The sequence below is a fragment of the Azospirillum isscasi genome, from assembly GCF_030849505.1.
Lineage (GTDB): Bacteria > Pseudomonadota > Alphaproteobacteria > Azospirillales > Azospirillaceae > Azospirillum > Azospirillum isscasi.
In genome coordinates, this window is the sequence record NZ_JAUJFI010000110.1 from 1 (window position 1) to 20,108 (window position 20,108).

Consider the following 20,108-nt stretch of genomic DNA (forward strand, 5'->3'; position numbering starts at 1 on the left):
TCCCTGCGCCGGCCTGCCCTCGGCGCTGCGCCGCCGGGTGGAGCTGGCCCGCGCGCTCGCCCGTCAGCCCGCCGTCCTGCTGCTGGACGAACCGGCGGCGGGACTGACCGACGGGGAGAAGGCGGAGCTCGCCGGTCACCTGCGCGCCATCGCCGCCACCGGCACGGCGCTGCTGGTGGTGGAGCACGACATGGGCTTCCTGCTGCCGCTCGCCGGCCATGTGCTGTGCCTGGATCAGGGGCGCACGCTCTACGCCGGTCCGCCGGAGGGGGTGCGGAACGATCCCGCCGTGGTCGCCGCCTATCTGGGGGAGGGGACGTGATGACCGACCCCCTGCTGCGCGTGGAAGGCTTGACCGCCGGCTATGGCGGGGCCGTGGCGGTGGACGGCCTGTCGCTGTCGGTCGCGGCGGGGGAGGCGGTGGCCCTGCTGGGCGCCAACGGGGCGGGCAAGTCCACGCTGCTGAAGGCCATCCTGGGCCTCGTTCCGGCCATCGGCGGGCGGGTCCGGCTGGCCGGGGAGGAGATCGGCGCGCTGGCCCCGGAACGGCGGGTGCGCCGCGGCCTGGGCTATGTGCCGGAGGGGCGGCGGGTCTTCCCTGGCATGAGCGTGCGCGACAATTTGGAGGTGGCGAGCCGGCTGGGCCGGGCCGAGCGCGCCGGCGACCTGGAGCGCGTCTTCGCCCTGTTTCCCGCGTTGCAGGGCAAGGCGGAGGAGCGGGCGTGGCGCCTGTCCGGCGGGCAGCAGCAGATGCTGGCGGTGGGCCGCGCGCTGATGGGCCGCCCGCGGGTCCTGCTGCTCGACGAGCCGTCGCTCGGCCTGTCGCCAAAGCTGGCGGGGGAGGTCTTCGCCGCCGTCCGCGCCATCGCCGCCGCGGGAACGGCGGTGCTGGTCGCCGAGCAGAGCGCCGCCCGCGCCCTGTCCACGGCGGAGCGCGTCGTCCTGCTGCGCCTGGGCAGGGCGGTCCATGACGGGCCGGTGGCGGCGCTTCCCGACGATGCGGTGCGGGACGCCTTCCTGGGCGGCTGAGCCTGCCGCGGAGGGGGGCGCCGGACGCATTTCGGCAATGCGGCAACAGGGCGGGATCTTTGTGGTGACCTGTTCGTCTTACGCTTGCCGATCCGAAATGGCGGGGATAGCTTCCGGCGTCGCCCTGCCCGTAAGGATTACCTCTGCCATGTTCGACAAAGCCGTCGCCGCAGCACTTTCCTCCCTTCTTCTGCTGGGCGCCGCCGGTGCCCATGCGGACGGGGCGCAGGTGGCGGAGCTGGTCCCCGTCGATCCGCCGGTGATGTATTACCCCGCCCCGTCCTCCGGACCGTCCCGCCCCGCCCCGCCGCCCCAGCAGCCGAAGCCCGCCGCCCCGGCGGAGAAGACCGGACCGGCGGAGCTTGAGGACGGCTGGGAAGGCGGCCCGTCCCGCGACAGGGAGGGCAAGTTCGCCTATTGCGCCATCGAGGGCCGCTTCGACACCGGCCATGTCCTGATGATCGCTCGCAACGGCAAGGGCGAGGTCAACCTGGGCATGGGCATTCCCGGCGCCGAGTTGCCGGACGGCGAGCAATGGAAGGTCAAGGTCACCGTGGACGGCAAGCTGACGCGCGAACGCCGCGCGCTGGCGCCCAAGCCGGACATGCTGGTCATCCCCAACGGCAAGGACGAGGAACTCTACACCGCCCTGATGAACGGCAAGGAGGTGGTCTTCTCCTCCGACGCCGACCGCATGGCCTTCGCGCTGAAGGGCACCAAAAAGGTGCTCACCGACCTGAAGACCTGCGTGGACAAGGCCGGCGCGGTCCCGCCCATCGACACCCGGACGAAGAAGGGCGTGACCCGCCCCGACGAGCTCCCGGAAGGGCTGGCCGACCTGCTGAAGGCCGCCGGGGTGCGCGACGTCAAGCGCGTGTCGCTGGAGAATGTGCCGAAGGGCGAGCGTCCCGCCGACATGGCCTGGCGCATCGGCCCCATCGTCGGCGGCATCCGCGAGCGGGTGGTGGACGAGGCGGCCAAGCTGGACGAGCTGTCCACCGGCTATGTCGACGCGATGAAGAAGCGTTGCGAAGGCGGCACGCCGACCGTGACCCTGAACCCGATCGAGGAGCTTTCCGGCCTGACGCTGCGCACCGGTTCGGTGGACTGCACGCTGAAGGACGGGAAGATGCACGTTTCGCTGACCTTCTTCCTGTCGCCGGGCCGCCTGTTCACGATCCTGTTCCACGAGGCGCAGGAGGCCGACATCGGGCTGGCCGACAAGGTGCGCGACAATCTGGCGGAGGTGCTGCGCCGTCTGGCCGTCAGCCCGCCGGCCCAGACGGGCAAGCCCTAAGGGGGTAGACGTCCCGTCCCGCGGTTGAAGGCGGGCGGGCGGCGCACAGATTGTGCGTCATGCCGGATGACGTGACGGGAATACGGGGCGCGGCGGGCGACGCCGCTGGCGCCCTGTCCAGCGGAAGAAGCCCCGGCGGGCGGTTTCTCGGGGTGCTGACACGGCGGAACCTGCGCGACAGCGTTCTGGGCGTCCTGATGCTGGCCGGGGGCATCGGCGCCGCGATCGGGCTGGCCGTGGCGCTGCTGCACGAGTTCGTGGCCTGGGTGCAGTCGGTCGCCTTCGCGGTGTCCCACGGCCAGGATCTGGGAGACGCGGCGCTGGCCGATCCCTGGCGCACCCTGCTGGTGCCGGCGGCCGGCGGTCTTCTCCTCGGCCTGCTGGTCAGGCTGGTGCGGCGCTGGCGGTCCAACGACATCGTCGATCCCATCGAGGCGAACGCGCTCTACGGGGGCAAGATGTCCCTGGTCGACAGCCTGCGCCTGACGCTGGCGACCCTGCTGTCCAACGGCTCCGGCGCCTCGGTGGGGATGGAGGCGGCCTACACACAGGCGGGAGCGGGCATCGCCTCGACGCTCGGGCAGAAGCTGCGCCTGCGGCGGGCCGATCTGCGCACGCTCGTCGGCTGCGGGGCGGCCGCCGCCATCGCCGCCGCCTATGGCGCGCCGCTGGCCGGCGCCTTCTACGCCTTCGAGCTGGTCATGGGCGGCTACACCATCGCCACGCTGGCCCCGGTGGGCGCGGCCTCGGTCGCCGCGGTGGCGGTGGCCCACTGGCTGACCGACCCGTCCCCGATCCTGTTCTTCGGGCGCCCGGCGGCGGTGGCGGGCTGGGACTATGTGGCCTGCGGCGTCCTTGGCTTCCTGGCCGGCTGGCTCAGCATCCTCGCCATGCAGGCGGTGACGGTGGCGGAGCGGGGCTTCCGCTGGTTGCCGGTTCCCGCCTGGGGACGCCCGGCGCTGGGCGGACTCGCGCTCGGCGCCCTGGCCCTGGTGGTGCCGCAGGTGCTGGGCGCCGGCCCCGGCGCCGACCCGTCGCAACTGGCGCAGGGGCTGGAGGCGATGGCCGTTCTGCTGGCCGCCAAGATCGTCGCGTCGGCCCTGTCGCTCGGCTCGGGCTTCCGCGGCGGGCTGTTCAGCGCCTCGCTTCTGCTGGGCGGGCTGTTCGGCGGCCTGGCCTATGGGGTGGTGGAGACGCTGGTGCCGGGGCTGGGGCTCGACCGGATGCTGCTGGTGCTGGCCGGCATGGGGGCGGTGGCCGCGGGCATCGTCGGCGCGCCGGTCACCATGGTGCTTCTGGTGCTGGAGGCGACGCAGGATTTCTGGGCGGCGTCGGGCGTGCTGATCGGGGTCGTGGTGTCCACCACCGTGGTCCGGCAGGCCTTCGGCTATTCCTTCGCGACGTGGCGCTTCCACCTGCGCGGCGTGCCGATCCGCGGCGCCTACGACATCGGATGGGTGTCGGAGCTGACGGCGATGCGGCTGATGCGCGGCGACGTGAAGACGATCCTGACCACCCAGACGCTGGACACGCTGCGCCGGCTGCACCCGCTGGGCGCCGCCAAGACGGTCTTCGCGGTGGAGCCGGACGGGTCCTATGCCGGGATCATCGACATGGGGGCGGTGCACGACCCGTCGCTGGGCGAGGAGAAGGCGCAGACGCCCATCGGTGAACTGGCCCGGCACGCCGACGCCTTCCTGCGGCCCGGCGACGACGTGCGGACCGTGCTCCAGCGCTTTTGCAGCGCGGAGGTGGAAGCCCTGCCGGTGCTGGCCTCTCCCACCGACCGGCGGATCGTCGGCTACGTCACCGAAGCCTACGCGCTCCGCCGCTACAGCCAGGAGCTGGAGCGGCAGCGCGGCGAGGAGCTGGGCGAGCGCAGCCTCTACGGGCGGGACTGACCGTCGTCACAACGGCCCTCAGTACACCTCCGGCACCCAGTTCTGCTTCGACTTCTTCGGCCGCTTGTAGCCGTCGTCGCTCTGCCGCGGCGGCAGGTCCAGCTCCACCGGCGCGATGTCCTGGTAGGGGATCTGCTGAAGCAGGTGGCGGATGCAGTTCAGCCGCGCCTTCTTCTTGTCGTCGGCATCGACGATGTACCAGGGCGTCAGCTTCTTGTCGGTGTGCTCCAGCATGGCGTCCTTGGCCTTGGAGTACTCGACCCAGTGCTTGCGGGACTCGAGGTCCATCGGGCTGAGTTTCCAGCGCTTGATCGGGTTGCGCATGCGCTCGGTGAAGCGCTTCTCCTGCTCCTCGTCGCTGACCGAGAACCAGTATTTGATCAGGATGATGCCGGAGCGGACCAGCATCTCTTCGAACAGCGGGCAGGCGCGGAGGAACTCCTGATACTCCTCCTCGTTGCAGAAGCCCATGACATGCTCGACTCCAGCGCGGTTGTACCAGCTCCGGTCGAACAGCACGATCTCGCCCTTGGCGGGAAGCTGCGACACGTAGCGCTGGAAGTACCACTGCCCGCGCTCCTTCTCGGTCGGCGTTCCGAGCGCGACGATCCGGCAGACGCGGGGGTTAAGGCTTTCGGTGATGCGCTTGATGACGCCGCCTTTGCCGGCGGCGTCGCGGCCCTCGAACAGGACGCAGACCTTCAGGCCGTTGACCCGCACCCATTCCTGGAGCTTGATCAGCTCGAACTGCAGCCGGGCCAGCTCGTCGATGTATTTGAGCTTCTTGCCGCCCTTCGACGGCTTGCCGCCGTCCAGGTCGCGCCAGTGGGATTCGATGGCCGCGACCTCCCTGGCGTCGCGCAGCACCTCGCCGCCGGTGGCCGGCACGCCGAGCCCGAGATCCTTCAGCTTCAACGCCTTCCGCTTCTTGCGCGGCTTGTCCTCGGCCTCGCCCCCGGCACCCGTCCTGATCTCGTCCATCGCAACACACCCTGCTTATTGTTGTCCCCACGAACCAACGCTAGGAGAAGCCGGCGCGTCAGGCAACCGCCTGTGCGGACCCCGCGACGAAGTGACCGGGGCGGCGGGTTCCGGCCTCCCTGCCCAGGTCTTTCCTCAGGTCTTTCCGGGGCCGTCGAAGGTCAGGTGCACGCCCAGGACCTCCGCAGCGATCCTGGCGACGCTCAGGTCGATGGGCGGCGGCGCGATGTTCACGCCCCGGCTCAACGCCTCCGTCACGATCTCCATCACCTTCAGGCGGGCGTGCCATTTGGAGTTGGCGGGAACGACGTGCCAGGGCGCCGCCGCGGTCGAGGTCTTGTCGAACATCGCCTCGATGGCCTTGGTGTAGTCGTCCCAGCGGGAGCGGTTGCGCAGGTCCTCCTCGGTCAGCTTCCAGCGCTTGTAGGGGTTGCTCAGCCGCTCGCGGAAACGGTTGAGCTGTTCCTCCGGCGTGATGTGCATGAAGATCTTGACGATGCGGACCCCGTCGTCGGTCAGCATCGTCTCGAACTGGTTGATCTCGTCGTAGGCGCGCTTCCACTGGTCCTTGTCGGCGAAGCCCTCCACCCGCTCCACCAGAACGCGCCCGTACCAGGAGCGGTCGAAGACGGCGAAGGTGCCGGGGGCGGGCAGCTTGGTCCAGAAGCGGTAGAGGTAGTGCTTGCCCTGCTCGTCCGCCGCCGGGGCGCCGATCGGCCAGACATGGAAGCCGCGGGGGTCCAGCGGCTCGGTCAGACGGCGGATGCAGCCGCCCTTCCCGGCGGCGTCCCAGCCCTCGAACACCAGGATCGCGCGGCGCTTCTCGTGCCAGTAGGTCTGCTGGATGTGCAGCAGATCCTTCTGGAGCTTGGCGAGGCGGCGTTCGTAGTCGTCCTTGCTGCCGATGCCCTCGGCCGTCATATCGAGCTTGTCGAGCCGGATCTTGCCGTTTCCGTTGCCCATGAACGCACCTTTCGAAATGGCTGGCCCAAGTGTCAGGTTTCGGAACCTTCGCGCTTCGCAGGGGTTGAGCGCGTGCGCCCCGCGGGGCGCGCGTTGCAACCTTGCGACGGTCCCCCGCGACACATCGCGGAGGGTGCCGTGCTTGTCAACCAGCGGCGACCGGCTGGCGTGCCGCTGCCGACCAGGAGGATGTCCCCGATGGCCACCGCCGGACCGCGCATCTACAACCTGTTTCCCACGCTCGTCGGCCCGATGCGCGACTGGGCCGGGCACCTGCCCCGCATCCAGGGCATGGGATTCGACTGGCTGTTCCTGAACCCGGTCCATTATCCGGGCTTCTCCGGCAGCCTCTACGCCGTGAAGGACTATTACCGGCTGCATGACCGCATCCAGGGCGGGGCGCCGGAGCATCCGGACGAGCTGCTGCGCGGCTTCATCACCGAGGCGGGACGGCACGGCCAGTCGGTCATGCTGGACCTCGTCATCAACCACACGGCCAAGGACGCGATCCTGGTGGCCGAGCATCCGGACTGGTACCGGCGCGATGCCAACGGCGACCTCTACAGCCCGCGGGCCGTGGACCCGGTGGACCCGTCGCGGGTCACCGTCTGGGGCGACCTCGCCATGCTCGACTATGACCGGGCGGAGGTGCGGGCGGGGCTGACCGACTACTGGACGCGCTACCTGCGCCATTGTGTCGGGCTGGGGGTGAAGGGGTTCCGCTGCGACGCCGCCTACCAGATCCCGGCGGAGGTCTGGAAGACGCTGATCGACCGCGCGCGGGAGGTCGATCCGGAGGTGACGTTCTTCGCCGAGACGCTGGGCTGCACCGTGGAGCAGGTGCGCGACCTGTGCGGTGCGGGCTTCGACTTCCTGTTCAACAGCGCCAAATGGTGGGACTTCAAGGCCGACTGGCTGCTGGAGCAGTATGACGAGTTCCGCTGGATCGCGCCCTCCATCGCCTTCCCGGAAAGCCACGACACCGACCGGCTGGCGGCGGAGGTCGGCAGCCAGGACACCCAGCGGCTGGCCGCCCATCTGAAGATGCATTATCTGTTCGCGGCCTCCTTCTCCACGGGCGTGATGATGCCGGTGGGGTACGAATACGGCTTCACCCGCAAGCTGGACGTGGTGAACACGACGCCGGAGGACTGGGAGCAGCCGAAGCTGGACCTGACCGGCTTCATCGGGCGGGTCAACGCCATGAAGGCGGACAGCCCGGCGCTGAACGTCGAAGGGCCGCAGCGCCGCGTGACATCCCCACACAACCCGGTCGTCGGGCTGGTCCGCAGCACGAGCGGCTGGGGCAACGGGGCGGGGGAGGGCTGCTCCGTCCTGCTCATCAACCCCGACGAGACCCAGGCGCACCCCATCGACCCCGGCCCGCTGCTGGCCAGCACCGGCGGCGGCTTCGCCGACTTCGAGGACGTGACCCCGGAGGCCGAGCCGCTGCCCTTCGAGCCGGGCCGCGACATCCGCCTGCGCCCGCTGGAGATGCGCGTCTTCCGCGCCCGCCCGGCGCGGAGCCGCCCCATCGAGCTGAACCATCTGGGCGAGCGCGGGGCGGAGCACGACGCCGGCACCCGCGCCTGGATGGACGAGCTGGCCGCGCGCCGGGTCACCATCGAGAACGTCTATCCGGAACTGGACGGCGGGCGTTTCCCGGTGAAGCGGGTGGTCGGCGACGTGATGGAGGTGTGGGCGGACATCTACACCGACGGCACCTTCGTCCTTGGCGCCGCCGTCACCTATTGCCCGGTCGATGAGGAGGAGTGGCGCGAGGTGCCCATGGCCCTCTTCGACAACGACCGCTGGGTCGGCAAGCTGCCGCTGACCCGCAACACGCGCTACCGGTACAGCATCCTGGCGTGGCGCGATGTGTGGGAAAGCTGGCGCGCCGACTTCAAGAAGAAGCATGACGCCGGCGTGGACGTGAGCCTGGAGCTGATCGAGGGCCGCCGCTTCGTCGAGCACGCCGTGGGCCTGAACCGCGGCAAGGATGGGGGCGAGGGCCGCGCCGTGCTGGAGCGGGTGGTGGAGCGGATGACCAGCCTCCAGGGGCCGGACCTGATCGCCTACGCCCTGTCGGACGAACCGCGGCAGGCCATGGCGAAACACGGGGAGCGGCAGTACCTGTCCCGCTACGGCTGCGACCTGGAGGTCTACGTGGACCGCACCGCGGCCCGCTATTCGGCGTGGTTCGAGATCTTCCCGCGCTCGGCCTCCCCGGACCCGTCGCGGCCCGGCACCTTCGACGACGTGTCGGCCATGCTGCCCTTCATCCGGGGCATGGGCTTCGACGTGCTGTATTTCCCGCCGATCCACCCGATCGGGCGCAGCTTCCGCAAGGGGCGCAACAACACGCTGAACCCCGCCCCGAACGATCCCGGCGTGCCCTACGCCATCGGCGCCAGCGAGGGCGGGCACGCCGACATCGACCCGATGATCGGCGATTTCGAGGGCTTCCGGCGGCTGGTGACGGAGGCGCGGCGGCACGGCATCGAGATCGCGCTGGACTTCGCCGTCCAATGCTCCCCCGACCATCCCTGGATCAAGTCGCACCCGCAGTGGTTCTACTGGCGCCCGGACGGGACCATCCGCTACGCCGAGAACCCGCCGAAGAAGTACCAGGACATCGTGAATGTCAGCTTCTACCGCGAATCCTACCCGGACCTGTGGTACGCGCTGCGCGACGTGGTGCTGTTCTGGTGCGACGAGGGGGTGCGCATCTTCCGCGTGGACAACCCGCACACCAAGCCCTTCCCCTTCTGGGAATGGATGATCCGCGAGGTGCAGGACCGCTTCCCCGACGCCATCTTCCTGGCCGAAGCCTTCACCCGGCCCAAGCTGATGCGGCGGCTGGCGAAGATCGGCTTCACCCAATCCTACAGCTACTTCACCTGGCGCAACACCAAGGCGGAGCTGACCGAGTATCTGACGGAGCTGACCCAGGGCGAGTCCAAGGACTACATGCAGCCCAACTTCTTCGCCAACACGCCGGACATCCTGCCGCCGATGCTGGTGCATGGCGGGCGGCCCGCCCACATGATGCGCGCCGTCCTGGCGGGCACCCTGTCGGGCGTCTACGGCCTCTACACGCCGTATTTCGTCTGCGAAGCCGACCCCTATCCGGGCAAGGAGGAGTACAACCACTCCGAAAAATACGAGATCCGGCACTGGGACTGGAACAAGCCCGGCAACATCGTGGATTACATCACGCGGCTGAACAAAATCCGCGCGGAGAATCCGGCGCTTCACACCTTCACCAACCTGCGCTTCTACAACGCCTACGACGACAACGTCCTGCTCTACGGCAAGATGACGGAGAGCAAGGACAACGTCATCCTGATCGCCGTGAACCTCGACCCGCACAACGGCCATGGCGGCACCATCGAGGTCCCGCTGTGGGAGTTGGGGCTGGACGACGGCGCCCATGTCCAGGTGGAGGACCTGTTCACCGGCCACCGCTTCACCTGGATCGGCAAGTTCCAGCATGTCTGGCTGGAGCCGCAGCAGAACCCGGCGGCGATCTGGCGGATCAAGCGGCCCGGGGGGTAGGGGAGAGCCCGGGAGTGGTCGTGAGGGAGTCGTTTCGTTGGGCCCCGACCCAACCCTCCCCCACGACTACTCCATCACTTCGCATCGCCGAAAGGCTGGCATTCGCCGCAAACCGCAGGTAGAACCCCGCCCGTCCGTGACGGTTCTTCCCTGCGGGTGAACGGTGCAGTACCGACTAGACGACGAGGCATCCCTGTGTTCGATCGACATCCTGGCCCAGGCGGTCGAACGCATCTGCGTGAAAGGCGTGCTGGAGCTGCGCATGCTCCGCAACGCCCTGCGCGAGGCTGCCGCGACCCCCACGCCGGACGCGGTGAAATTCGCCTACGCCATGTTCTCGCGGGTTGACCGCGACTACCGCCGCCTGATCGCCCACGAGGCGCTGACCCTGGCCGCCCAGCAAAAGGGCCGCTACGCCCCCCGGACGCGGGCGGTCCGTCCGCAGCGGATGCTGTAGCTCACGCCTCCACCAGCCCCGCATCCACCACGGGGGCCGACACCAGCGTTTCCAGCGCCGGTCGGGCGAACAGATAGCCCTGCATCAGCGTGATCCCCAGATCGCGCAACGCCTTCGCCTCGCCCGGCGTTTCCACGCCCTCCGCCACGGGGATGATGCCCAGGTCGCGGCACACGTTCAGGATCGCGCCGACGATGCTGCGGCGGGCGCGGTCGGTGTCGATGGCGCGGGTCAACTCCATGTCCAGCTTGATGATGTCCGGCTGGAATTCGGCCAGCAGGTTCAGGCCGGAATAGCCGGACCCGAAATCGTCGATGGCGGTGTGGAAGCCCTGGCGCTTGTATTCGGCGAAGATCGACTTCAGATGCGCGCTGTCCACCACCCGTTCATTCTCGGTGACCTCGAAGATGATGCGTTTCGGCGGGAAGCCGGTGCGGCCCGCGGCGGCCAGCGTGGCGCGGATGCAGGTTTCCGCCTGGTAAACGGCGTTGGGCAGGAAGTTGATCGACAGGTAGGCGTCGGACTGCCCCAACCCGAGCCTCGCCGCCAGTTCGATGGCCTTGATGCGGCAGGCTTGGTCGAAGGCGTAGCGGTTGGCCTCGGTCACCTGACCGAGCACCCAGCCGGCCCCCTGACCGTTGGGGCCGCGCACCAGGGCCTCGTGCGCCCAAGGCCGTCCGCCGTTGACATCGACGATCGGCTGGAAGGCCATGGTGAAATCGAACCCCAAACCTTCGGCGCACAGCCCGCCGCATCCGCCGCTATTCGTTTGCTCCGCCGTCATGACCGTTTCTTTCGTGGGGTGATTCGACTTCGGACTCTCAATAATATCGATATTGCCTCAAATGCTCGCAACGCAAGGTGTGATATCGTCTCGGCGCAGGGCCTATGACCATTCATCCCGAACGTTTGTCACTCTGCCGCGATTTTATTGCAGGACTGGATCAAAGACCAGACGGCCAGCGGGGTCGCCGGCATGTCGATGTGGTCGATCCCGTAATCGGACAGCGCGTCCACCAGCGCGTTGATGACCGCGGGCGGCGCGCCGATCGCCCCGGCCTCGCCGGCGCCCTTCATGCCCAGCGCGTTGGTGGTGCTGGGCACGCAGTTCAGCTTGATGCGGATGTCCGGCACGTCCACGGCGCGCGGCATCTGGTAGTCCATGAAGGACCCGCTGAGAAGCTGCCCGCTGTCCGGGTCGAAGACCACCCGTTCCTGAAGCGCCTGTCCGATGCCCTGGGCGACGCCGCCATGGACCTGCCCCATGACCAGCATCGGGTTCACCACCGTGCCGAAATCGTCCACGACGGTGTAGGCGACCACCTCGACCACCCCGGTCTCGGGATCGACCTCGACCTCCGCCACGTGGCAGCCGTTGGGGAAGGTGTTGGCCGGCGGGGTCCAGCGGGCCACTTCGGAAAAGGCGACGGTGCCGTCCGCCCCCTCCTTTGCGGCAGCCTTCGCCGCCACTTCCTTGAAGGAGACGCTGCGGTCGGTCCCGACGACGCTGAAACGCCCCTCGCGGAACTCCACGTCCACCGCGGCGGTCTCCAGCAGATCGGCGGCGACGTCGGTCGCCCTGGTCACCACCCGCGCGGCGCCCTCGGCCAGCGCCGCGCCGCCCACCGGGACCGAGCGGGAACCGCCGGTGCCGGCGCCCCAGGACACCCGGTCGGTGTCGCCCTGCACGACCTCCACATCCTCCGGCGGAACGCCCAGCCGGTCGGCGATGATCTGCTTGTAGGCGGTCTCGTGGCCCTGGCCGTTGGTCTGGGTGCCGATCATCAGGACGATGCGCCCGTCGCCGTTGACCTGGACCGTCGCCTGTTCCGCCCCGCCGCCCGCGCACGCCTCGATGTAGGTGGCGATGCCCGCCCCGCGCAGCTTCCCACGGGCCTTCGCCGCCGCCTTGCGGGCGGGCAGCCCGGCGTGATCGGACAGGTCCAGCCCGTCGCGCAGGTTCTGCTCGAAATCTCCGGTGTCGTAGGTCTGGCCCATCGGCGTGGCGTAGGGCATGGCGCTGGGCGGGATGAAGTTGCGCCGCCGGATTTCCGCCGGGCCGAGACCGGTGACGCGCCCCGCATGGTCGATCAGCCGTTCCAGCAGATAGGCCGCCTCCGGACGGCCGGCGCCGCGGTAGGCGTCCACCGGCTGGGTGTTCGTGAAGACGCCCTTCACCCGCACATAGACCGCGGGCGTGCTGTAGGAGCCGACGAGCATCGCCGACCCCGCGTCGGTCGGGATGAAGGGGCCGTAGTTCGACAGGTAGGCCCCCAGATTGGCCACCGTGTCCACCCGCAGCCCCAGGAAGCGCCCGTCGCCGTCCAGCGCCAGCCGGGCGCGGCTGACATGGTCGCGCCCGTGGTCGTCGCTGAGGAAGCCCTCCGTCCGCTCCGCCGTCCATTTCACGGGCCGGTTCAGGCGGCGCGCGGCGAACAGGCAGGCCATGTATTCCGGGTAGTTGAACAGCTTCATGCCGAAGCCGCCGCCGACGTCGGTGGTGACGACGCGGAATTTCGACTCCGGCAGGCCGAAGAGCTGGGCGAACTGCTTGCGCAGCCCGTGCACGCCCTGGCTGGTGACGTAAATGACCAGCCGCCCGCTGTCCGGCTCCACCGCGGCGAGGCAGGCGCGGCCCTCCATCGGGTTGGCGACGACGCGGTTGTTGACGATCTCCAGTTCCACCACGCGGGCCGCCCTGGACAGCGCCGCCTCCACCGCCGCCTCGTCGCCCTGGTCCCAGTCGAAGCAGAGGTTGCCCGGCGCCTCGTCCCACACCTGCGGGCGGCCCGGCTCCAGCGCCTCCGCGGTGCCGGCGACGGCGGGGCGGTCGTCGTAATCGACCATCACCAGCTCCGCCGCGTCGCGGGCGGCGTCCAGCGTCTCCGCCACCACCACGGCGACCGGATCGCCGACATGGCGCACCCGTCCCTTGGCCAGCGCCGGACGCGGCGGGGCGACGTAGGGGGAGCCGTCGCGCTGCGTCAGCGCCGCGGCGCAGGGGATGGGCCGGATGCCCTCGGCCTCCAGGTCGGCGACGGTGAAGATGCCCAGCACCCCCGGCTGCGCCGCCGCCTCCGCCGTGTCGATCCCGCGGATGTCGGCGTGGGCGTGGGGGGAGCGCACGAACACGGCGTGGCTCTGGCCGGGAAGCGACACGTCGTCGGTGTAGCGGCCGCCGCCGGTCAGCAGGCGGGCGTCTTCGGTGCGGGGGACCGGCTGGCCGATGCCGAACTTCATCATGGGGCGGGGTCTTTCGTCTGGAACGGGAGCACCCCGAGAAGATAGGCGGAGGCTTGGCCGGCGGAAACCCTCGCTTGGGCGTAAGCCGGTGGTGGCGTGGCGGCGCCGCGCCACCTATTCTAAGGCCATGTGCGGACGCATGATACTCGCCACGCCGGTCGCGGAGGTTCAGCGGCTGTTCGGCTTCCCCGAGCTTCCGAACCTGAAGCCGCGCTGGAACGTGGCCCCCACCCAGCCGGTGCCCGCCGTGCGGCGGGAGGAGGATGGGCGCCATCTGGTCACGCTGCGTTGGGGCTTGGTCCCCTTCTGGGCGGACGACCCGTCCATCGGCGCGCGGCTGATCAACGCGCGGGCGGAGACGCTGGCCGGGAAGCCGTCCTTCCGGGAGGCGTTCCGCAAGCGGCGCTGCCTTGTCCCGGTGGACGGATTCTACGAGTGGAAGGCGGAGGGCAAGCGCAAGCAGGGCTACGCCATCCGCCGCCGCGACCGCGCGCCCTTCGCCTTCGCCGGCCTGTGGGAGCGCTGGAACGGCCCGAAAGGCGGCCCGGCCCTGGCCGAACCGCTGGAGACCCTGACCGTCGTCACCACCACGGCGAACGCGGTGCTGAAGCCCTTGCACGACCGCATGCCGGTGATCCTGGACGAGACCGGCTGGGACCTGTGGCTGGACCCCGCCACCCCGCTGCCGGTGCTGGACGGGCTTCTGAAACCGGCGCCCGACGCGCTGCTGGAAGCCTATCCGGTGGGGCCGCGGGTGAACAACGTGCGCAACGACGACGAAGCCTGCATGGTCCCCCTCGACGACACGCCGACCGACGACGATGCGCCGACCCTGTTTTGACGGGCGGGGCCTTTTGGTGGCGCTGCTTCTTCTCGGCTCAACCGGAACGGCGTATGCCCAGGGAGGGACGACCAAAGGCAAGCTCGCCAACACCCCCAACGAAACGTTAAAAGGGCAGGGCGTCGCCGTGGAGGGCGACCTGTTGTCGATCAAGGGCACGCCGGTCCGCCTGATGGGGATCGACGCGCCCGACGTGGGGCAGAAATGCCGGAACCGCTACGGGCACGAGCTTGATTGCTTCCGCATCGCCACCGCGGTGCTGGCCAGCCTGATCAAGGACCAGGAGGTGACGTGCACCATCGCCGAACGGGACCGCAGCGGCCAGCAGATGGGCGAATGCCGGGTGCGGGGCGTCGATCTGGGCTCGGCGATGGTGTCCCGCGGCTGGGCCTTCGCCTACCGCAGCCTGTCGCCGGCCTACGCGTCCAGCGAAGCCTTCGCCCAGAGCCGCCGGCTGGGGCTGTGGGCCGGCAAGGTGGAAAAGCCCTGGCAATGGCGGTCCCGCCAGCAGCGGGAGCAGGCGCGGTAGATACCGCGTTCGACTCATTGGCGGGCTTCGCTTCGGCTATGCGGGCTCTGCCAACGGGGGAAGGGGGACTCGGCCTTTTTTCGGTTCGCCCTCCTTGGGGGGCGTGTTAGTGTTTCAGGGTGTTAACAAGTTTTTAATCAATCCGACCGGCTGGCGCCCCGCGGCGCCGAAGGCCGGACGGCCCCACCATCGGCGCGGAAGAACGGGTCATGCGAGTCTACGCACGCCAGCTTTACGATCATCTCCCTTACCTGCGCCGCTACGCGCGTGCGCTGACCGGAGCGACCGAACGCGGTGACGACCTCGTGACGCGCTGCGTCGAGGTCGCCGTGATGGCCCCCTCGCGGTTCGGGCTGGAATCGGGTGCGCGGGTGCCGCTCTACGCCCTGCTGAACCTTCTGTTCGACGATGACGGGGACGGGCGTCCCGCCCCGTCGCCGCACCCCATCGAACGGGCGCTGGCCTCCCTGCCGGAAGGGGAGCGGCGCATGTACCTGCTGATCACTCTGGAGGGGCTGACCGTTCCCGAGGCCGCCCAGGTGCTCCAGATCGCCGCGCCGGAGGCCCAGGAGCGGCTGACCGTGGCCCGCGACAAGGTGCGCAACGCCCTGACCCAGCGGGTGCTGGTGGTGGAGGACAACCCGATCCTGGCGATGGAGATCGGCTCGCTGGTCACCGACATGGGCCACGTCGTCTGCGGCACCGCCAACAACGAGCAGGAGGCGCTGGAACTGCTGGAGGCGGAGAAGCCGACGCTGGCCCTGCTGGACGTCCGGCTGGCCGACGGCGGCAGCGGCGTGGAGGTCGCCCGCCGGCTGCGTCAGAAGCGGGCCATGCGCACCATCTTCGTCACCGCCTTCGACGGCGACCTGGAGGAGGCGGACGCCCGCCATCTGGGCCAGATCGTCCGCAAGCCCTTCACCAACGAGGCGATCCAGGCCGCGATCTCCCGCGCGGTCTTCATGCCCAGCCCGGTGGCGCTGGCCTGACGGGCGTCCGTTCGTACCGGAACAGCGAAAGGGCGGCTCCTTGGGAGCCGCCCTTTTCATGTGCACGGCCGTGTGATGCCGCCGCGTCAGACCGTGGTCCGGCGCCCGGCGATCATGCGGTAGATGGCCAGGATGATGATGGCGCCCACGATGGCGCCGATGAAGCCGGCCCCTTCGCCGGCCCGGTACCAGCCCACCGCTTCGCCCAGATAGGTGGCGACGAAGGCACCCGCGATGCCGAGCAGCGTGGTGATGATGAAGCCGCCCGGATCGCGGCCCGGCATCAGGAACTTTGCGACGATGCCGGCCAGAAAGCCGATGATGATCGTCCAGAGAATACCCATAACCTCTCTCCCTCCAGTATCGGGGTCCTCGATCCCACGCAGCCATAACGCCCGGAACGGCGTTTGGTTCTGCCCGAAGGAGGCTCCCCTTGCGGATGATCCCTCACGGGAGGGAGAGGGAAGGGCGGGGACTCAGCTCCGCAGGGAGCGGATGTTGGCGGCGTAGCGGTCCGGCCCGCCGGTGAAGGTGGCCGTCCCGGCGACCAGCACGTCGGCCCCCGCCTCGATGGCGATGCGGGCGGTGTCGCCGTTGATACCGCCGTCCACCTGCAGGTCGATGGGCTTGCCCAGCGCGTCGATGCGGCGGCGCAGCTCATGGATCTTGGGAAGCTGGCTGGCGATGAAGCTCTGCCCGCCGAAGCCGGGGTTGACGGTCATCACCAGCACCAGATCCAGGTCCTCCAGCAGATAGTCCACGGCCTCCAGCGGCGTGGCCGGATTCAGCGACAGGCCGGCCTTCTTGCCCAGCGACTTGATGAGCTGGATCGTGCGGTGGACGTGCGCGCCGGCTTCCGGATGCACGGTAATGATGTCGGCCCCGGCGTCGGCGAAGGCGGCGATGTAGGGGTCCACCGGGGAGATCATCAGATGCACGTCGAAGGGCTTCGCCGTGTGCGGGCGCAGCGCCTTCACCACCGCCGGGCCGATGGTGATGTTGGGCACGAAATGGCCGTCCATCACGTCGATGTGGATGTAGTCGGCGCCCGCCGCATCGACGGCGCGCACCTCCTCGCCCAGCCGGGCGAAGTCGGCGGAGAGGATGGACGGGGCGATCTTGACCGGGCGCATGGCGGAGTCCTTGGCGTGAACGGTGCGGGGAAGGGCGGTGGAAAATCCACCTTCCCATATCACGCCTCACCCGCCGCCCCAACCCCTCTCGCCGCCCGCCATGGCCGTCAGGACGGCTTGCAGCCGGGCTTCAGCGCCGGGTCGCCGGAGAAGCTGCCGTCGTCGGGCGGGTCGCTTCCCGCACCGTAATCGGCGTTGAGCGTTTCCTCCAGCGCCGCCAGCCGGGCGGTGGCGGCGCCGAAGGCGTCGCGCTCGACGGCGCGGTAATGCTCGATCACCCGTTCGCCGAAGGCGGTCAGCGCGGTCCCGCCGCCGTGCTTGCCGCCCACCGCGGCGGAGACCACCGGCTCGGCGAAGATGCGGTTCAGGTCGTCCACCAGAAGCCAGGCGCGGCGGTAGGACATGTCCAGGGTCCGCGCGGCGGCTGAGATGGAGCCGGTTTCCCGGATCCGCTCCAGCAGCATCACCTTGCCGGGACCGATGGAACCGCCGGTGTCGAAATCGATGCGGATGCGCAGGCGGGTCATCGCACCGCCTTCGCGCCGGCCCGTGCCCGGCATCCGCCCCAGTTCACCCCGGCCATGCCCGTTCCTCCGCTCCGCCCTTCGGGGCGGGAGACTGACCGTCCACCGCCGAAAAGGCAAGGCGCTGTTCCGCCGCGCCGGACCGGGCTCCGGCGTGGGCTCAGAAGCCGGCCAGGACGATCTTGCCCCTGGCCCGCCCGCTTTCGAGCAGGGCATGGGCGCGCGTCAGGTTGGCGGCGTTGACGGTGCCGAACACGTCGGCCAGCGTCGTGCGGATCGTGCCGGCGTCCACGAGGCGCGACAGCTCGCTCAGCAGGGCGTGCTGGGCCGCGATGTCGGCGGTGCCGAACAGCGGGCGTGTGAACATGAACTCCCAATGCAGCGACACGCTCTTGCGCTTCAGCACCATGACGTCCAGCCCCGCCGGATCGTCGATCAGCGCGACGCGGCCCTGCGGGGCGATCAGGGCGGTGATCTCCGGCAGGTGGGTGGCGGTGTCGTTGGTGGAGAAGACGAAGGCCGGCGCGCCGATGCCCAGTGCCTCGACCTGGGCGGCCAGCGGCTTGCGGTGGTCGATGACGTGGTGGGCGCCCAGATCCCGGCACCACGCCTGCGTCTCCTCGCGGGACGCGGTGGCGATGACCGTCAGGCCGGTCAGTTGCCGTGCGAGTTGGATGGCGATGGAACCGACGCCGCCGGCCCCGCCAACGATCAGGATCGCGTTGGCCGCCCCCGGCACCGGGCGCCGCACGTCCAGCCGGTCGAACATCGCCTCCCACGCGGTGATGCTGGTCAGCGGCAGGGCGGCGGCCTGGGCGAAGTCGAGGCTGGCCGGCTTCGGCCCGGCGATGCGCTCGTCCACCAGGTGGAATTCCGCGTTGGTGCCGTCGCGGTCGATGGCCCCGGCGTAGAAGACGGCGTCGCCCGGCTTGAACAGCGTGGCTTCCGGTCCGGTGGCCACCACGGTGCCGGCGGCGTCCCAACCCAGCACCTTCATGGCGCCAGGCGCCGGGGGCATGTTGCGGCGGACCTTGGTGTCCACGGGGTTGACCGAGACAGCCTCGATCGCGACCAGCAGATCCCGGCCCTTGGGCTCGGGGCGGGGACGCTCCACGTCGATCAGGGCGTTGGGGGCGTCGATGGGCAGGGATTCGGTGAAGGCGACGGCGCGCATGGCCTGATGTCCTGTGCTTGTTGCGGCGTGTTGCTCTCTGCGGACAGGCTTGCGCCTTGCAGCACGGACGCGCAAGAATGCACATAAACCGCACATAGTGTCGAAAAGGATACCGTCATGGCTCGCGTTCCCCACGCCAACCTGGACTGCTCGCCGGGCTGCCCGGTGGAGGGCGTGCTCGCCATCATCGGCGGGAAGTGGAAGGGGCTGATCCTCTATCACCTGCTGGACGGCACGCTGCGCTTCAACGAGATCCGCCGCCGCGTGCCGAACGTGACCCAGCGCATGCTGACCACCCAGCTCCGCGAGCTGGAGGCGGACGGGCTGCTGGTCCGCACCGTCTATGCGGAGGTGCCGCCGCGCGTCGAATACAGCCTGTCGCCGCGCGGGCGGAGCTTGGCGCCGATCATCCTGGCGCTGAAGGCGTGGGGCGAGGAGCATCTCCGGCCCGCCGCCGCCGCGGCGGCGGAACAGGGCGGGGCCGTGCGATGAACGCCTTCGTCCCGCCCGCCCCGCAGCGCCCCTGGGGGCACCGCCTGTTCTTTCCCGCCGCCGCCCTCTATGGGGCGCTCAGCGTGCCGCTGTGGGTGGCCGGCTATTTCGGCTGGCTCGGCATCGGCTGGACCCCGGCGCTGCACGCGCACGAGATGCTGATGGGTTACGCGCTGGCGGTGGTCGGCGGCTTCCTGCTGACGCGCCCGTCGCGGGCGGCGCTGTCCGTCGCCTTCGCCGCGTGGCTGGCCGGGCGGCTGGCGGTGCTGGGCGGCCTTCCGCCGGAGATCGCGGCGCCGGTGGCGCTGGCCTATCCGGTGGCGCTGTTCGTGGTGGCGGGCGTGCCCTTCCTGCGCGCGGCCAAGAGCGGCCACAACATCCTCTTCGGCCCGGTGATCGGCGCCTTCTCCCTGGCCGAAGCGCTGGTCTGGTGGGGCGGCGACGGCGGGCGGACGGGCGCCCTGCTGGCGTTGCACCTCGTCGGCATCCTGATGCTGGTGATGGGCGGGCGGATCATCCCGTCCGCCACGGCGGGGGAGGTGCGCAAGCAGGGCGGGACGCTGGTGGAGCGCGTGCAGCCCCGCCTGGAATGGGCGGGAGTCGGCGGGGCGGTGCTGGCCGCCCTGACCGTGGCCGCCGGTGAGCCGTCCGGGCCGCTGGCCTGGATCGGGGCGGCGGGCGCCGCGCTGGCCGGGGCGACGGCCTGGGCGCGTCTGGCGCGCTGGCGGACGGGCGCGGTGCTGAGGCGCCCGGATCTGTGGAGCCTGCATTTGGGCTATGGCTGGCTTGGGCTCGGCTGGCTGTTCCTGGGCGTCGAGCGGCTGGACCCGCTGGCCGGCGGTGCGGGCTGGCACGTCATCGGGGCGGGCGCGCTGGGCACGCTGGCCGCCTCCATGATGGTGCGCGCGACCCTGCAGCGGGAGGCGCTGCCCCCGGACTTCTCCCGGCCCGCCACCGCCGCCATTGCGCTGGTCGGCCTGTCCGCCGTGCTGGGCGG

Annotated in this window: 19 protein-coding genes; 11 read left to right on the forward strand and 8 right to left on the reverse strand. The window is 70.0% G+C overall.

Annotated elements, in window-relative coordinates; genetic code table 11:
* The 4 genes from QSG27_RS19545 to QSG27_RS19560 form a co-directional block, all read left to right on the forward strand.
* Nucleotides 1-322: ABC transporter ATP-binding protein C-terminal domain-containing protein (locus QSG27_RS19545; RefSeq protein ID WP_456062070.1), on the forward strand; the 322-nt coding region annotated here is incomplete at its 5' end.
* Entirely contained in the window at nucleotides 322-1,029 is a 708-nt protein-coding gene (locus tag QSG27_RS19550; protein ID WP_306709065.1) for an ABC transporter ATP-binding protein, read from the forward strand. The genes QSG27_RS19545 and QSG27_RS19550, both read left to right, overlap by 1 nt.
* A 148-nt stretch (nucleotides 1,030-1,177) precedes the next feature.
* Nucleotides 1,178-2,326 carry a hypothetical protein gene (locus tag QSG27_RS19555; RefSeq protein ID WP_306709067.1) on the forward strand — a complete coding sequence of 383 codons (1,149 nt, stop codon included), beginning with the start codon at nucleotides 1,178-1,180 and terminating at the stop codon, nucleotides 2,324-2,326.
* Between the two features lie 59 nt (nucleotides 2,327-2,385).
* Entirely contained in the window at nucleotides 2,386-4,227 is a 1,842-nt protein-coding gene (locus QSG27_RS19560; protein WP_306709069.1) for a chloride channel protein, read from the forward strand.
* Nucleotides 4,228-4,245: 18 nt separating this feature from the next.
* Here QSG27_RS19560 and ppk2 read toward each other — a convergent pair whose 3' ends face one another.
* Nucleotides 4,246-5,208 carry a polyphosphate kinase 2 gene (gene ppk2, locus QSG27_RS19565; RefSeq protein WP_306709071.1) on the reverse strand — a complete coding sequence of 321 codons (963 nt, stop codon included), beginning with the start codon at nucleotides 5,206-5,208 and terminating at the stop codon, nucleotides 4,246-4,248.
* A gap of 135 nt (nucleotides 5,209-5,343) precedes the next feature.
* On the reverse strand, nucleotides 5,344-6,171 hold the full coding sequence (locus QSG27_RS19570; protein ID WP_306709073.1) for a polyphosphate kinase 2 family protein: 828 nt from the start codon (nucleotides 6,169-6,171) through the stop codon (nucleotides 5,344-5,346).
* 198 nt (nucleotides 6,172-6,369) lie between these two features.
* Here QSG27_RS19570 and QSG27_RS19575 point away from each other — a divergent pair, with 198 nt between their 5' ends.
* Both QSG27_RS19575 and QSG27_RS19580 read left to right on the forward strand, forming a co-directional pair.
* Nucleotides 6,370-9,729: a maltotransferase domain-containing protein gene (locus QSG27_RS19575; RefSeq protein WP_306709075.1), complete on the forward strand. Its 3,360-nt coding sequence runs from the start codon at nucleotides 6,370-6,372 to the stop codon at nucleotides 9,727-9,729.
* A gap of 163 nt (nucleotides 9,730-9,892) precedes the next feature.
* Entirely contained in the window at nucleotides 9,893-10,186 is a 294-nt protein-coding gene (locus QSG27_RS19580; protein ID WP_306709077.1) for a hypothetical protein, read from the forward strand.
* A gap of 1 nt (nucleotide 10,187) precedes the next feature.
* On the opposite strand, the gene QSG27_RS19585 is transcribed toward QSG27_RS19580, so the two are convergent.
* Both QSG27_RS19585 and QSG27_RS19590 read right to left on the reverse strand, forming a co-directional pair.
* On the reverse strand, nucleotides 10,188-10,970 hold the full coding sequence (locus tag QSG27_RS19585; RefSeq protein WP_306709079.1) for an EAL domain-containing protein: 783 nt from the start codon (nucleotides 10,968-10,970) through the stop codon (nucleotides 10,188-10,190).
* Between the two features lie 128 nt (nucleotides 10,971-11,098).
* Nucleotides 11,099-13,429, reverse strand: a complete 2,331-nt coding sequence (locus QSG27_RS19590) for a xanthine dehydrogenase family protein molybdopterin-binding subunit (RefSeq protein WP_306709080.1) — start codon at nucleotides 13,427-13,429, stop codon at nucleotides 11,099-11,101.
* A gap of 139 nt (nucleotides 13,430-13,568) precedes the next feature.
* Here QSG27_RS19590 and QSG27_RS19595 point away from each other — a divergent pair, with 139 nt between their 5' ends.
* The 3 genes from QSG27_RS19595 to QSG27_RS19605 all read left to right on the forward strand — a co-directional run bounded on the left by QSG27_RS19595 (nucleotide 13,569) and on the right by QSG27_RS19605 (nucleotide 15,788).
* Entirely contained in the window at nucleotides 13,569-14,270 is a 702-nt protein-coding gene (locus QSG27_RS19595; RefSeq protein ID WP_306709082.1) for an SOS response-associated peptidase, read from the forward strand.
* A 16-nt stretch (nucleotides 14,271-14,286) separates the two neighbouring features.
* Entirely contained in the window at nucleotides 14,287-14,799 is a 513-nt protein-coding gene (locus QSG27_RS19600) for a thermonuclease family protein (RefSeq protein WP_306709083.1), read from the forward strand.
* Between the two features lie 209 nt (nucleotides 14,800-15,008).
* A complete protein-coding gene (locus QSG27_RS19605; protein WP_306709084.1) occupies nucleotides 15,009-15,788 on the forward strand; it encodes a PhyR family response regulator anti-anti-sigma factor in 780 nt (259 codons plus the stop codon).
* 86 nt (nucleotides 15,789-15,874) lie between these two features.
* On the opposite strand, the gene QSG27_RS19610 is transcribed toward QSG27_RS19605, so the two are convergent.
* The 4 genes from QSG27_RS19610 to QSG27_RS19625 all read right to left on the reverse strand — a co-directional run bounded on the left by QSG27_RS19610 (nucleotide 15,875) and on the right by QSG27_RS19625 (nucleotide 18,619).
* Nucleotides 15,875-16,132 (reverse strand): GlsB/YeaQ/YmgE family stress response membrane protein, encoded by a 258-nt coding sequence (locus QSG27_RS19610; protein ID WP_014240033.1) that lies wholly within the window; start codon nucleotides 16,130-16,132, stop codon nucleotides 15,875-15,877.
* Nucleotides 16,133-16,264: 132 nt separating this feature from the next.
* Complete coding sequence (rpe, locus tag QSG27_RS19615) at nucleotides 16,265-16,921, reverse strand: ribulose-phosphate 3-epimerase (RefSeq protein ID WP_306709086.1); 657 nt, start codon at nucleotides 16,919-16,921, stop codon at nucleotides 16,265-16,267.
* A 107-nt stretch (nucleotides 16,922-17,028) separates the two neighbouring features.
* Nucleotides 17,029-17,448, reverse strand: a complete 420-nt coding sequence (locus tag QSG27_RS19620) for a winged helix-turn-helix domain-containing protein (RefSeq protein WP_306709088.1) — start codon at nucleotides 17,446-17,448, stop codon at nucleotides 17,029-17,031.
* A gap of 157 nt (nucleotides 17,449-17,605) precedes the next feature.
* Nucleotides 17,606-18,619: a zinc-binding alcohol dehydrogenase family protein gene (locus tag QSG27_RS19625; RefSeq protein WP_306709090.1), complete on the reverse strand. Its 1,014-nt coding sequence runs from the start codon at nucleotides 18,617-18,619 to the stop codon at nucleotides 17,606-17,608.
* A 117-nt stretch (nucleotides 18,620-18,736) separates the two neighbouring features.
* On the opposite strand from QSG27_RS19625, the gene QSG27_RS19630 reads away from it, so the two are divergent.
* Both QSG27_RS19630 and QSG27_RS19635 read left to right on the forward strand, forming a co-directional pair.
* Nucleotides 18,737-19,111 (forward strand): winged helix-turn-helix transcriptional regulator, encoded by a 375-nt coding sequence (locus QSG27_RS19630; RefSeq protein ID WP_306709092.1) that lies wholly within the window; start codon nucleotides 18,737-18,739, stop codon nucleotides 19,109-19,111.
* Nucleotides 19,108-20,108 (forward strand): NnrS family protein (locus QSG27_RS19635; protein ID WP_306709094.1); only part of this gene is annotated, 1,001 nt, incomplete at its 3' end. The genes QSG27_RS19630 and QSG27_RS19635, both read left to right, overlap by 4 nt.